This is a genomic window from Stutzerimonas stutzeri (genome assembly GCF_024448935.1).
Lineage (GTDB): Bacteria > Pseudomonadota > Gammaproteobacteria > Pseudomonadales > Pseudomonadaceae > Stutzerimonas > Stutzerimonas stutzeri_AO.
Map to the genome: position 1 here is coordinate 1 of NZ_JAMOIE010000119.1, position 12727 is coordinate 12727.

Here is a 12727-nt window from a genome sequence, read left to right on the forward strand (position 1 = left end):
TTTGCTCGTCGCGCGGCACTGGCTGAGTGGGTGAAAGCGCAGCCGATTCCAGAAAGAACACTGGACAGTTTTGAGTGCTACGACGTGGTAGCCGTCGCAAAGATCAATCCGGACACTCTGGTATCGAAAGGCACCGAATAGCCGCAAGCGCTCAAGCCGCTTATGGCCGTCATTTAGAGTTGGTTCGCACGGAGCTGTAGTAGCCAATGGGTCGTCAGATTTACGAGAAAACCACGCGTGAACTCCTCAAGGACATGCTTCGAGAATGGGATATCCAACCTGGCCAGGTGTTCACTCGTGAGCGAGTCGTACAGTGGTTCGCGGCCAACTTTCCCAAGCTTGCCAAGGGCAGCATACGGGCGCATCTAGTCCAAGCGTCGACCAACGACCCGAGCCGGCTCCATCACCCGTCCACAAAAACATCCGATGACCTGTTGTACAGGGTTCTCCCCGGCCAGTATCGCCTCTATATCGTAGGGCAGGATCCTGCCCCCTACCGCGAGCACGTTGAAGGCGATACCGCTCAGCAATTGGAGCAGAGCGCCGAGGCTGACGTTGATGAAGAGGAGGATTTCGAGCTGGACGCCCTGCCTGGTTCCAGCGAGTTCCTTCTGGAGAAGGATCTACAGCGATACCTGGCTGAGAACCTCTGGATCATCGAGACCGGCCTGCAGCTCTATGTAGACCCTGAGGGAGTCCGGGGGATCGAATACGATGCCGACGGCCGGCGAATCGACATCTTGGCTATCGACCGTGAAAAGAACCTTTGTGTCATCGAGCTGAAGGTCAGCAAGGGATACGACAGGGTGATCGGCCAAACCCTGCGCTACAAGAACTGGGTACAGCGCGAGATCGCGGATCCAGGCCAGAAGGTCAGGGGAATAATCGTCTGCCGCAAGATGACCGATGATATTCGTCTGGCGGCTGCGGGTATCCCTGGCATCGAACTCTACGAGTATGAACTCAAGGTTGCCGTGGCCAAGGTCGCCGCAATGGATCTTCCTGGTTAGCTAGGCCAATGGCTAGCCCTCCCAGCCATCAATGGCCCATGGAGAGGGCGGCTTACGCGGCTGTACACGAGGCTTGGATACGTCTCACGGCTATACGTTTTCCTAGACGTTCGGTATCGAGAGGGAGGAGCTTCCTTCGGCTTCTCGTCGGGCGCTGGATTGACGTACCCTTGGAACACCCGTTACTATCACCTGAGCTATATCGGACTACATTGCATGCGATGATCGATTTAGCGACTGAAGGGCAAGCGAATCGCATATAGCGAGTTCTCATGCTCCGAGGGCTTCCGTATTGTCAAAGTGTCTACCGGCTTATTTGGTTCGGCCAGTCAGAACGATGATGCGAGCGGTTTGGAACCGGGCAAATTACGATGCTTAATGTGTACGATACCCGCCAAAAATACATATCTGACGGGTTATTGCCTATTGCCTGGAACGTTCAATGGAAGACGTCAATTTCTACGAGCAGCGCATTTTGGCGCTGCTCCACAGCACCCCCCGCGAGCTTGGTGCTCGCCTCAAGCAACGCCTCAACCAATCCCTAGTCAGAGAAGGCTATCCGGTACTCAATGTCCGCGACTATGGCTGCCGGAAATTTGCAGAGTTTCTCAAGACGCGCCTAGGTGATTATGTCGAGCTGACGTGGCCGTCCTCGAAAGGTGATGTCACGGTCTCGCTTAAAGCCGTAGCGGCGCCAGATTGCGCGTCAACCCCCACCCCTCGTGAACAGCTATCGAGCATTCGTACGGATGTCTGGCAAGCGTTCACCAACCCCGATGGCAAGCGAAAGCGGTTTTTCAACAAGATTGATCACCGGATCATCCACTTCGTTGAGGGCCCCAACGATGAGTACGCTGAGAAATGGCGGCTCAATCAGCAGGATTACGTTGAGATAGCCATCCTTACCAGCGAAATTCAGGTCGGCTGGATGAGGGAATTCATTGATTTGTTGGGTGAAGGGGCTCTCAACCCTCAGACAGTTGAAACACTCCTGAGCTCCTCGTACTCAACCGGGGTGAACACTGCGTTCACTAAGGTCCTCGGCAGTCGTGCTGAGGAGTGGCGAAAAATTCGTACGCTCAAGATCGGCCAACACATTGCTTCTTGGGCCACTCAGAACAGCATCAGCACTGATGATTTGCGCCCAAGTCCCAAGCGCAATCCGATCGAGCCTGTCGTTGTTACAAGCACAGCGGTACTGCCAGTCCTGAGCATTCGCGAGCAAGCGATCAAGCTGCTGGAACGGATGAGCGAGGATGAAATCGCCAGGGTGGCTATTCCGGTGTTGTTGGGTAGTGTACTGAGCCACTCCCAGCTCTAAGGAATGGCGCGCTATGAGCCGGGTCTTCATCATTGGCTTGCCAAAGATCATTCGGAGCCGAGTGGAGTCGGCTTTGAAACCCTCTGGTGTCTTTGTGAAGTCGATAATGGTCGATCGGCATAAAAAGCACGACCTTCTGACGCTGCTGCCCGACATTTCACAGGCTCCTGGCTTGCTTCGCACGTATTACGATGGACTGGAGAGCTACGAGCTCGCTCGCGTATACGTTCTTCCGTTCGTAGATCTCCCGCCAGAGCTTGAGGATGAGCTTAATACCTTAGAAGACCTCGGCGGTGAAATCGTCGACTTTGCCATGGGCGAGGATGGTTGTCCTGCTCTGGAGCGCGTCAACCCTAAGCTAGACCAAGCCTTCCAGGACGCAGTTGTAAAGTTGCTGGTCGACGAAATTTTTGGCGATCAGGGCGTCGTACTGCCCTCAATCTACATTCATTCGGTGCTGGGTAGGACGCCGACGCTCATCCCTTTAGGGGATGCGATTAGCCTTTGTGATGCAGTCGCTCGTGGCCGATACGCTTGGGTGAACGAGGCTATTGATGCGTTGGTGGAGATCATCCATACAAAAGGGCAGGTAGGCGACTTTGAGGCCTTCTTCTCCCAGCGCGGCATCAAACATGCTCAGAGCGGCGGTATCACCGTGAGTATTGATGTGGCTCGGCCTAAAGCTCAAACGCTGCACATAAAATGCAATACCCATTTGAAATCAGGGGATAAGACGACGCGGCAGTCTGCGGCGAGGCTCTATTATCATGCCTATGGGGGCGACCCTGAATACTATATTTTCCTGCTTTACCTTGGCCCTCATCCAGAACGGGATCTCTCACGCAGCCACCAGTTTGACTAGAAGAAATTGCCTGTTGGTTGGAGCGCGCGCGCCTAGTTGGGATGAGCAGCCTGCTGATAAGTGTGGTGTCACTGGCCGAGATGGCTTGACCACTACATTTCGAACAGGCAGGAGAAAGGTGCCGAAGGCTTGGGCCTTCGGCTGCCGAGGAAGAAACCACCTGTGAACTGATGCAGTGAGTGGCCGTCGTCAAAGCCATCTGCTGTTGCAGCGATTGCACTCGACCCGTGTCGTGGCTGGGGTCGAAATCCTTTGGCACGCATCTGCGTACAAAAAGAACCCGTTATTTCGCCGGCGGGCACCGGCACTGAATACCGTTCGACCCGAAGGGTCTCCTGGAGGCTCGTTCCACTATCGAGACAAGACCCCAGGGGACCCTTCGGAACGAAAATCGACAGATCAGGATGTCCGTGAGATGGACTGCGGATGAGTTCGCCTTCTCGTTGAACCAGCGAAATGCTGGCAACGGGCACACATTGCAGAAGGATGGTGTGTGCTGGGTTCCCCGCGGGCGCGAGGTATGCGTATCGACCATGGCCGATACGATGAGGAAACGGGGCCTGGGACCTTACTTCGAGATTTATTGCGACTTGCGTGTCGCGCTGCGCTTTGCGCTGGCCTTCCGGCCGTTCTGGATGGGAAGGGTGCCTTTGCAATTGGGATAGCTACGGCAGGACCAGAAGGGGCCGGTCTTGCCTGTACGTTGCCATGTGGCACCGCCGCACAGCGGGCAGGCGGGTCCCGCAGGGACTTTGATGGGCAGGGTGGCACCGCGATACTGCTGCACGAGCTGCGTGATCCACATGGATTGCTTCTCGACGAAGTCATCCAGCGTCATGTCGCCGGCCTCGATCATGTCCAGGGCCTGTTCCCAGACGGCGGTGGTACCGGGATCGGTGATGGCTTCTGGCACCGCATCAATGAGCGTACAAGCCGCTTCGGAGGCGCGAACGGTACGACCTTGCTTGACCAGGTAATTGCGGTCGAGCAGGCCGTTGATGATGCTGGCGCGTGTGGCCTCGGTGCCGATGCCTGTGGTCTCTTTTAGCTTCTGCTTCAATCGCGGATCAGTGACCAGTTTGGCGACACCTTTCATGGCCTTGATCAGATGGCCTTGGGTGTAAGGTTTTGGCGGCTGCGTCTTAAGTGCCTTCAGATCAACCTGGCCGACCTGGCAGGACACGCCTTCGCGCAAGGCTGGCAATACCTGGCTGCGCGGTGTCGATTCGTCGTTCGCATCATCCGCTGCCGGTACGGCCAACACCTGGTGCCAGCCGGGGATGATCACCTGCTTGCCGATGGCGTGCAGGTTCTGGCCGCCGCACAGCAAGTGGGCGGTCGTGCGGTCGAACTCGTGATGCGGCAGGAACTGTGCGAGATAGTGAGCGCGGATCAGCTTGTAGACCGATAACTCCTTGTCGCTCATAGCCGACAGGTTGGCCGGTTCGAGCGTCGGGATGATGCCGTGGTGGGCCGATACTTTGCTGTCGTTCCAGGCGCGTGAGCGCTGAGTATGGTCGAGCTGGTCGAGCAGCGGACGCAGGCTGGGATCGGTGGCGAGCACCGCAGCGAGAACTGTCGGCACCTCGGCGGACATGCTTTCGGGCAGGTAGCCTGAATCCGAGCGCGGATAGGTCGTTGCTTTGTGTGTCTCGTACAACGACTGTGCGATGTCCAGCGTCTCCTGCACGTCCAGAGCGATTTGCCGAGAGCACACCTCCTGCAGCGTGCCCAGATCGAATGGCAGCGGCGGACCTTCACGCACGCGCTCCGTTTCGACCGACACCACCTGGGCGCTGCCGGCAATGCGCATACGATCGGCGGCTTGTTGCGCTACTGCCTGCTGCAGGCAGCGGCCTTCGGCATCGATGCAGCTGTCCGGCGCGATCCAACTGGAGAGAAAGGATTGCCCGCCTGCGGATAGCGCGATCTCGACGTTCCAGAATGGCATCGAAACGAAGCGTGCAATCTCGCGATCGCGGGCTACCACCAATGCCAGCGTCGGCGTTTGCACCCGGCCGACCGATAGTACGCCGTCGTAGCCAGCCTGACGCCCAAGCAGCGTGAACAGGCGGCTGAGGTTTATGCCGATCAGCCAGTCCGCTCTGGAGCGTGCGAGTGCCGAGTAGTACAGCGGCAGCGTCTCGCTCGCCGGCTTCAGCGCGCCCAGTGCCTTGTGAATACTCGCGTCGTTGAGCGCCGACAGCCACAGTCGTTGGACCGGCCCTCGGTAGCCGCACAGGTCGATGATCTCGCGGGCGATCATCTCGCCTTCGCGGTCCGCATCGGTTGCGATCACCAGCTCGTTGGCTTGGCCGACGAGTTGTTTGACGATATTGAGTTGCGTGGCGGTTGCGGCTTTTGGCTCGACGCGCCAGCACTCGGGAATGATGGGGAGCTGCTCTATCGACCAACGCTTGTACTGCTCACCGTAGGCCTCCGGTTGGGCAGCTTCGATCAGGTGACCAATGCACCAGGTTACGACGGTGCCCGCTCCGCTGTAGCAGCCGTTGCCGCGTTGGCCGGCACCCAGCACACGGGCAATGTCTTTGCCTTGTGAGGGTTTCTCGCAGAGGAACACGCGCATACAGCCTCCGGGGTGTGATGGTCACCGAATGACCATCAGCATTCCCGTCAGCCGCATGGGCCGCAGCAAACAACGTGGCAGCAACAGAGTCCCAGTTGTGCGGCTGTACACGTCCTTCCAGTGATGTGCGAACAAGGCTGGCGTTGTGCAGTTACCAGCAGCTTCGTTCACAGCGGCGCTGGAATTCAGTGGAACTCGGTGGAACTATCCCCAGGGGATAGTTCCACCGAGGTCTTTTGTGGGCATTACTCCGCAGACTGGGCTGGCTCGCTAGCTTGTTTCTGGCTCAGCGTTACTGCATCAAGACGGTACGGCAGGATACCTACGCGCCGGGCCTCGATCTTGAACGTCACGCGCTCATTCTCGTCGGCATCCTCCCATTCATCGCGCACCGTGCGGCCCTCCACCAGTACGCGCATGCCTTTCTGATACAGCGTTTGCCAGTGCTCAGCCTCGCGATGCCACAGCTCCACGGGTGCCCAGTATCCACCGCGATCTTCGTAGCCATCTTTGGTTGGAACCGGATTGTCGAAATAGATGTTCAAGCGCAACAACCGCCGTGGCTCGTCGTTGCCGTTCTGGAACTCCCTGAATTCTGGCGCAGAACCGATGTTGCCTTCGCCAACAAAGTGCGTGCTCATAGTGACTCCTTGGACCATGTGGTGCGGGTGGACGCAGCGTTTCCGCGGACACGCTGCAGGTAAGTCGATTCGGCCTGGGCTACCTTGCTGGCGCACTCCTGGGCCTGGCGGCCCAAGGTGTGCAGCAAGCTGATTTGCATGTTGATGACGACCCGCTGTAGCTCCATCGCGTAGAGGTCGTTGATCAGCGTGTCGGGCGTGGCGGGGCTGGTGATCAGCGCTTGCCACAATGCCACGCCCATGGCGGAGCGGTCGGGCCTGCGCCAGCGCAAGAAAACGGTGCCTGCGCCAGTGGTCTGCTGGGCCAGTTCAACGGGTAGCAGGCGGAAGGGGTAAGCGTCCGCCTGTGCCAGGATGCGCCGCTGCGCCAGTTCGATAAGATCGTCGCGTAGCGCATGGCACTGGCTGGCCCACTCGGTGAGAGTCCCCTTACCTTTAAAAGGCTTTAAAAGGCCTTTTAAAGAGGCTGCGTGTTCCAGGCGCTGGAAGTCAGTCCGTTCCAGGGGGTGGAAACGGCGGTCTGCCGCAGATGCCGAGGTCGTCGTCATGCCGGTGCATCCCCGCTGTCTTCTGCCGTCGTCACCGGGTCGTCAGCGCCTTCAGCCGGAAAGTTGTCGCCCACCGCTGGGGCCAGAGAGGCGGCCAATGCCGAGCGCCGGATGATGGGCGGCGCATAGCGAGAGCGCCGGGTGCCTTCGAGCACGTCCTGCGGCAGTTCGCCAAATTTCTCGATAGCCGCTCTGGCCACGGCGTTGTTGGCGGCGAAGTCATCCCTGATGCAGCCCGAGAAGCGGTACTGCTGGGCCAGCGAGAACAGACTGCGCAAGGAGTGGGCTCCTTCGTTGAGCCAGCGTTCGAGTGTGCTGCGGTCAATCAATGCGGTGTGGTGGGCGAGGATCAGCTTGCGCGCCAGATCGTCGTAATCGGCCAGCAGATACACCGCCAGGAAGCCGAGCTGGGCATTCACGAACAGCGGTAGCTTCACCGGTTGTACATTCATGTTCTCGCCCAGCGACAGCGCAGGTGGCACGTCGGTCAGGGCTTGGTCGACCTGTTCGCGCAGGGCCTGCAACGTGTCCTTGGTCTGCGTCAGCTTTTCCTCAATCCTCAGCATCCACCAGTCTGAGTAAGGGTCGTCCTGCTCGGCCCCGCGCTTGATCTTGTTGGCGATGGCAATGAAGCCGTTCAAGCCAACAATGCCGGGCTTCCCGTCGCTTGCCGCTCGACCGTGCCAGATGCGCGAGGCGTGGTGGGTGTGCAGCGTCAGCGACATCACGCTGCGCAGCGATCCGAGATTCAGTTGCAAGGTGTTGTCGGTGGTCATGAGGGCGACTCGCGGTAGAAAGACGAGTCGTCAGCATGGGCACTGAGCGGAAGGCGATCAGTCAACAAAACGCAGCTGCATGCAGCCCGGTTTGTGGGCGAGGGAAGGCAGTCTGTTCCAACTATCCCTTGGGGATAGCGCTAAGGAGGTCCACAGCCGTATCCCACTCAGCATCGGTTGCGGTTCAAGAGTGCATGCAGGCTTTCCAGGTGGGCCTGGACGACTTCGGGGCGCGCAGGCCTAGGATTGGCTGTGGGTGTCGGATCGGCTGTGACGGTATTGCTCTGTCCTTGTCCAGCCCATGCCTTGAACTCACCTCGAATGGCCGCCTGGATGATGCCGAACAGGTAGCCTGCAGGTTTGCGCACCTCGCTGCTGCGACAGCGTGCCGCCCATTCGTCGAGCACCGCTTGCCGCTGTTCGGCCTCGACCTGTTGCAGAGCCACCAGAGCACCGGCCTGCTGTTCTTCTTTCAGCGACAGAAAACGCTCGGGCAGTTGCAGATCCTGGAGTTCTTGCGCGCGCGGTACTGTACGTATTTTATTTATACGATTACTAAGTACTTCAGTACGGTCCTGCTTCGGAATCCGAAGAGGGTTGGTTTTGCTGGCTTTCGAGCCTGCTTCGGAATCCGAAAGCAGTGGTTCACCATTCCGAAGAAAGGCGTCGCTGCCTTCTTCGGATTCGTGGCTGGGCTGCTCCTGTGGATAACTATTTAATGCGGGTGTGCTGCCCTGGGCCATGCGCTGCGCCAGCACCTGCAGCCGCGTTGGCAATACACGACCGCTGAGCATGGGGTCTTCGGAAAGCTCTTGTATTGCGTGGTAGCCCACTCGTTGGATTGCCTTGCTGGCGTGATTGAGTGCGTGGCTGACCAGCCCAAGGTACTCAGGGTCGAGCTGCATGGCCTCAAAGGGTGTAAGCGGTTCGTCGTGCAGGACGTAGAGGTTGCCTTTGATGCGCCCGGTCTTGGGATCGCGCCGGCGGCGCACGAGGCTGAGCCAGCGTGTCAGGCGCAGCAGTGTTAGCGCACGTGCCACGGTTTCATGCGAGGCCTGTTCCGCGCAGGGCGTTGAGGCTAAGTAGGGACGTAATTGATCGTAGGTGGGAAATGCCGTCACTCCATCCTTGTTGAGCAAGAGCCGGAAAACCTGCCAGGCGTTGCGCTCCAGTGGTGTCAGGCGTTTGTCGAGAAACAGTGTGCGTGGCACGCTTTCATGATGGTTGCCGCTATAAATAAATCCGTCGCTGCTGACAGCCACAGTACTCTTGGGTGGTGTCAGGTGCCGCAGGGCGTCGTCGAGCAGGGCTGAAAGAGAGGCAGCGCTTGCAGGTCGAGGGTTTGGCGGCACCATGGCTGGCTACACCAGACCTTGGTCGATCCAGCTCCGTATCGCGGCCCAGATCACGGATATGGGCAACGCCAAATCTTCGGCCAGGTCCATCACCAATTCCAGCATCGCGCTGTCGTCGTCCAGTGCGATGCTTCGTTCTTCAACAGCAGACTTCCAGTGCTTCCACAGGGTCATCTCCTGGTCTTCATTCAAGACGTGGTGCCGGCCTTTGCGTTTGGGCAAGCCGATGATGTCGCGACGCAGTGCCACCTCTTGATGGGTCAAACCATAGAACTTGCTGACCATTTCTGTACTGGCTCCCAAGCGCAGCATGCGATCAATCGTGGCAATCTCTTGCTCGATGTCGTGCATCTGGCTCAGGAGTCGCCACAGCACCTCACGATTGACCGTCACCGAACACCAGGGCACTTTGGCATCGACTAAGAGGTTCACCAGTGTCGGTTGCTTCAGGACGTCCAGCTCCCGCTCACTGAATCCCATCGCCAGGCAGCGACGCAGTTGACCGTTGCGTAGGTCGTGCAATGCTTGAGCCACGACAGCTTGATTCAGTGGGTGGGGTGCCAACATGGTTCTCTCCTGACCTTGTCAGTGGCCGGTCTCATCGGGATTGGTATCCAGGTCACGAAGTCGGCGTGCCAGCCGGACCAGGCGGAAGAACTTGACCAAGCCGTCGTCGCTCAGGCGGGAGCGAGTTGCTGTGTCACTGATGTCGGTCCCATGCATCAGTGATCCCAAACCATCGTCCAGCATGAAGTCGTCGTGATCGAATACGGATGACTCTGCGTCGTAATGGGCACTCAATGCGCGCAGCAGGGCCAATACCGTTCGCTCAAACACCGAAAGTGCGCCAGTGCCCTGTGTGGAAGCCCTGCAGGTGAAGCCGATGCCGGCATTGAGTGGTTCGATGCAGTCGGTCAGGTCGGCTTCCTCTGCGATTTCCCGTGCAAATTGTGCGATGTGGATACGTAGCCGATCCGGTGAGTCCAGCCCTGGATCGATGTACCAGACATCGCTTATCGGAAAGAGCCCACTGCCGGCCTGGACGGGGATGGCTTGCAATACATTTTCTGCAAACCCCAGCATGGGTTCGCCGGTTTGCTCGGCCACCAGATGCTGGATCGCTTGCAGACGTTCGGTGCTGGCGACAGGTGAAACGATATGGCCCTGAAGTTGCGCGGCTGTAATGTCCTCGCGATCAGGGTTACTCAGGGCAGCATGCGGCTCATGCGGCTCATGCGGCTGTACTGGCGTTGGCGGTGTTGCCGTGTCCGTAGCTGCAGTGCTTGGTGAACGTACCGCAGCATCATCGTGCCGAGTCGAAGTCGATTTTGGTGGAGGCACAGCGCCGGTTTCGGGGATGGCGATAGCGGGCGTAGCTTCGACTGAAGGTGGCGGGGTGTTTACTGCACGCTGACGGTGCTCGGTGTTGTCGATGTCCAGTTCCAGCGCGTTGTAGTCGGCTTCGAGCAGCTCTGCCATTTGCCCGATCAGTTCGTCTTGGACTCGTCTGGTCGAAAAGACTGCGGGCTGTGTGTCGAACGGTGCAAGGACGTCGTGGAACAGCGTTTCGAAGTCGACACCCAATGGCTTGCCGCTTGCCTGTTTTTCCCAGGTGAACTCGGCGGCTTTGCGCAGTACCGCCAGCCTTTCGACTTGGTGCCTTCCCAGTCCGTTGTACAAGACGTTTGGGATGGTGGGCAGGAGGTGGCGCACCGTGTCCTGCATACGGCTGATGTGAGGCTGCGGGATCGGGTAGCCGTCAGCGGTTAGGCGGCGGGCGAGTTCCGACTGAGAGAGCGTCTTGCCGATCTCCTGCTCGTACAGCTCACGCGCTTTTTCGACACCCAGCGCTCGCTCGATGAAGGTCAGTCCACCATGCAGTTCGTTTTCGGCCAGGTGTCCGGTCAGCGCAATGATTTCACCGCGCTCGGGCCAAGGGCGGAACAGGCTCGGGATACGGAAGAATCTTTGATCCTTAGTCTCCGCCCAGAGCTCGCGCAGAATCGCCAGTCGGGTGTTGCCGCCATTACGGATGATGTAATGATCGGCACCGGGCCGCCGAGTGATCGATGGCGGTGCATCCAGACCCCGCTCCCGGATTGAGGCCTTGATTTCATCGTAGAGAGGATTGCGCGTAATACGTGGGTCAAGCTCGTAGGGGCGCAGATCGTCTAGCGTGACAACCATCGGCGTTTCCACGGCGGGATCGCTCAGTGCCTGTGCAGTGGGACCGCTGCGAGAGAACGCATCGGCCATCAGCTTGCCGGCCATTTCCTGAGGGGTGACGTCAGCCATCTTGACCTCCCGATAGGCCCCGCTCTGCCCGGCGCAGTTGTGCCCAGGCATTCTGGCTTGCACGGCGATCGCTTGCCGTCGAGCTGGTGAATATCGGTGGCAGGCCCGTCTTCACGAATTTCAGGTGGCCTCCGGATGTGCGACTGACCTCCCAGCCATCCTCCAAGGCAAACTCGATCAGCGTTAACAGCCGATTGTGGCCACGGCACAGGTCATGGACGCTCGACATGGCTTCGCCTCCTGTCGATCCGGCCGGTCACTTGGGCAAACTGCTCCTGCCAATGCGGGCAGAGTTCGGTTGCCAGGGTACGCATGGTCTCCAGCGCCGCGGGTGCCTGACGCCCGGACGGACGCCGGTGTTCGATGCGATGTACCGGCTGGCCTGCTGTTGCAGCACGAGAAAATGCCTCGATGGCCGGTACTTCAGTACGCAGAATCTGGATCTCGTTATGTTCACGGAAGATGAGGCGCAGCGTTTGCTGGACCAACCTGGCGCTCGACGAAACGGCCGGAACGCGGTTGATCAGCAAATGCAGCGGTGGCGGTTGGATGCCCAGGTAGCGGTAAGCGGCGATTGCGTCGACAAGTTGGAGCGTGCCGCGCCGAAGTTCGCGGGCTGCCAGAATTTCCGGAGTGATCGGTGACACCGCGAAGTCAGCGGCGAGCATGGCCATCTCAAGTAAAACGCTGCGGGCACCTTGTGTGTCGATCAGCATCACGTCGTAATGTGGCTGGAACAATGACAGCAGGTTGCGTAGCCGCAAGCGTCCATCCGCTGCGTGCAGCAGCAATGTTCCCAGTTGCTGGTGCTCGTCATTGGATAGCACCACATCAAGTCCCTCGATGATGGTGTGCGAAACCAGGTGCGGCAGTGTTCTCTCGTTGAATGCCAGCAGCTCGTAGATGCCGTTCGGGGCACGGCTTGCTAGCTCGTAGTAGGACGACAGCGTGGGCTGACCATCCAGATCGAGCAGGAGCACGCGCTTGCCTGCGTCAGCGAGGAAGCCTCCCAGGTTGGCGGCGACGGTCGTCTTGCCAACGCCGCCCTTGGTCGAAATGATGGCGATCACTTGCATGACTCGCTCCTCTTGGGCAGTGGAGCGATGTCAAGCGCGCTCTTGGAGGTGTTCGGTAATCCATTGGTCGATTTCAGCTGAATCCCAGCCGACAGCGCGGATACCTAGACGTAAGGCCTTGGGAAATTTTCCGTCCTTCATCAGGTTGTAAATGTGCGCGCGTTTGAATCCAGTTTTGGCTTCAACTTCTGCGCGACGCAGAATGCGTCGATCCGCGATAGAGAAGGTGTGCTCGGTGGACATGGTGGTCACTCCT

General features: G+C 58.8%; 13 protein-coding genes. 3 read left to right on the top strand and 10 right to left on the bottom strand.

The window, feature by feature from the left end:
* Positions 1-206 precede the first annotated feature (206 nt).
* The 3 genes from NA637_RS22390 to NA637_RS22400 all read left to right on the top strand — a co-directional run bounded on the left by NA637_RS22390 (position 207) and on the right by NA637_RS22400 (position 3193).
* Positions 207-1010 (top strand): endonuclease NucS domain-containing protein, encoded by an 804-nt coding sequence (locus tag NA637_RS22390; protein ID WP_256074735.1) that lies wholly within the window; start codon positions 207-209, stop codon positions 1008-1010.
* A 442-nt stretch (positions 1011-1452) separates the two neighbouring features.
* Complete coding sequence (locus NA637_RS22395; RefSeq protein WP_256074736.1) at positions 1453-2331, top strand: OST-HTH/LOTUS domain-containing protein; 879 nt, start codon at positions 1453-1455, stop codon at positions 2329-2331.
* 13 nt (positions 2332-2344) lie between these two features.
* Positions 2345-3193, top strand: coding sequence for a hypothetical protein (locus NA637_RS22400; protein ID WP_256074737.1), 849 nt, complete (start codon positions 2345-2347; stop codon positions 3191-3193).
* Positions 3194-3773: 580 nt separating this feature from the next.
* On the opposite strand, the gene NA637_RS22405 is transcribed toward NA637_RS22400, so the two are convergent.
* The 10 genes from NA637_RS22405 to NA637_RS22450 all read right to left on the bottom strand — a co-directional run bounded on the left by NA637_RS22405 (position 3774) and on the right by NA637_RS22450 (position 12714).
* Entirely contained in the window at positions 3774-5780 is a 2007-nt protein-coding gene (locus NA637_RS22405; RefSeq protein ID WP_003289344.1) for a DNA topoisomerase III, read from the bottom strand.
* 245 nt (positions 5781-6025) lie between these two features.
* Positions 6026-6421, bottom strand: coding sequence for a single-stranded DNA-binding protein (locus NA637_RS22410; RefSeq protein ID WP_003289343.1), 396 nt, complete (start codon positions 6419-6421; stop codon positions 6026-6028).
* Complete coding sequence (locus NA637_RS22415) at positions 6418-6969, bottom strand: DUF3158 family protein (protein ID WP_003289342.1); 552 nt, start codon at positions 6967-6969, stop codon at positions 6418-6420. Before NA637_RS22415 ends, NA637_RS22410 begins: the two co-directional genes overlap by 4 nt.
* Positions 6966-7745, bottom strand: a complete 780-nt coding sequence (locus tag NA637_RS22420; protein ID WP_003289341.1) for a PFL_4669 family integrating conjugative element protein — start codon at positions 7743-7745, stop codon at positions 6966-6968. Before NA637_RS22420 ends, NA637_RS22415 begins: the two co-directional genes overlap by 4 nt.
* 167 nt (positions 7746-7912) lie before the next feature.
* A complete protein-coding gene (locus NA637_RS22425) occupies positions 7913-9100 on the bottom strand; it encodes an STY4528 family pathogenicity island replication protein (protein ID WP_080573135.1) in 1188 nt (395 codons plus the stop codon).
* A 6-nt stretch (positions 9101-9106) separates the two neighbouring features.
* Positions 9107-9667 carry a DUF2857 domain-containing protein gene (locus NA637_RS22430; protein ID WP_003289339.1) on the bottom strand — a complete coding sequence of 187 codons (561 nt, stop codon included), beginning with the start codon at positions 9665-9667 and terminating at the stop codon, positions 9107-9109.
* An 18-nt stretch (positions 9668-9685) separates the two neighbouring features.
* Positions 9686-11395 carry a ParB family protein gene (locus tag NA637_RS22435; RefSeq protein ID WP_256074738.1) on the bottom strand — a complete coding sequence of 570 codons (1710 nt, stop codon included), beginning with the start codon at positions 11393-11395 and terminating at the stop codon, positions 9686-9688.
* A complete protein-coding gene (locus NA637_RS22440) occupies positions 11388-11624 on the bottom strand; it encodes a type II toxin-antitoxin system HicA family toxin (RefSeq protein ID WP_102857160.1) in 237 nt (78 codons plus the stop codon). Before NA637_RS22440 ends, NA637_RS22435 begins: the two co-directional genes overlap by 8 nt.
* Entirely contained in the window at positions 11608-12471 is an 864-nt protein-coding gene (locus tag NA637_RS22445; RefSeq protein WP_003289334.1) for a ParA family protein, read from the bottom strand. Before NA637_RS22445 ends, NA637_RS22440 begins: the two co-directional genes overlap by 17 nt.
* A gap of 30 nt (positions 12472-12501) precedes the next feature.
* The gene (locus NA637_RS22450; protein WP_256074739.1) at positions 12502-12714 is read right to left on the bottom strand and encodes an AlpA family transcriptional regulator; all 213 of its coding nucleotides are present in this window, start codon (positions 12712-12714) and stop codon (positions 12502-12504) included.
* Between the last annotated feature and the right edge of the window lie 13 nt (positions 12715-12727).

What these genes read in the sequence shown, in the direction of transcription:
- NA637_RS22415 (WP_003289342.1), bottom strand. Translation starts at nt 6,969, where the DNA reads ATGACGACGACCTCGGCATCTGCGGCAGACCGCCGTTTCCACCCCCTG.
- NA637_RS22435 (WP_256074738.1), bottom strand. Translation starts at nt 11,395, where the DNA reads ATGGCTGACGTCACCCCTCAGGAAATGGCCGGCAAGCTGATGGCCGAT.
- NA637_RS22410 (WP_003289343.1), bottom strand. Translation starts at nt 6,421, where the DNA reads ATGAGCACGCACTTTGTTGGCGAAGGCAACATCGGTTCTGCGCCAGAA.
- NA637_RS22450 (WP_256074739.1), bottom strand. Translation starts at nt 12,714, where the DNA reads ATGTCCACCGAGCACACCTTCTCTATCGCGGATCGACGCATTCTGCGT.
- NA637_RS22440 (WP_102857160.1), bottom strand. Translation starts at nt 11,624, where the DNA reads ATGTCGAGCGTCCATGACCTGTGCCGTGGCCACAATCGGCTGTTAACG.
- NA637_RS22395 (WP_256074736.1), top strand. Translation starts at nt 1,453, where the DNA reads ATGGAAGACGTCAATTTCTACGAGCAGCGCATTTTGGCGCTGCTCCAC.
- NA637_RS22405 (WP_003289344.1), bottom strand. Translation starts at nt 5,780, where the DNA reads ATGCGCGTGTTCCTCTGCGAGAAACCCTCACAAGGCAAAGACATTGCC.
- NA637_RS22390 (WP_256074735.1), top strand. Translation starts at nt 207, where the DNA reads ATGGGTCGTCAGATTTACGAGAAAACCACGCGTGAACTCCTCAAGGAC.
- NA637_RS22430 (WP_003289339.1), bottom strand. Translation starts at nt 9,667, where the DNA reads ATGTTGGCACCCCACCCACTGAATCAAGCTGTCGTGGCTCAAGCATTG.
- NA637_RS22420 (WP_003289341.1), bottom strand. Translation starts at nt 7,745, where the DNA reads ATGACCACCGACAACACCTTGCAACTGAATCTCGGATCGCTGCGCAGC.
- NA637_RS22445 (WP_003289334.1), bottom strand. Translation starts at nt 12,471, where the DNA reads ATGCAAGTGATCGCCATCATTTCGACCAAGGGCGGCGTTGGCAAGACG.
- NA637_RS22400 (WP_256074737.1), top strand. Translation starts at nt 2,345, where the DNA reads ATGAGCCGGGTCTTCATCATTGGCTTGCCAAAGATCATTCGGAGCCGA.
- NA637_RS22425 (WP_080573135.1), bottom strand. Translation starts at nt 9,100, where the DNA reads ATGGTGCCGCCAAACCCTCGACCTGCAAGCGCTGCCTCTCTTTCAGCC.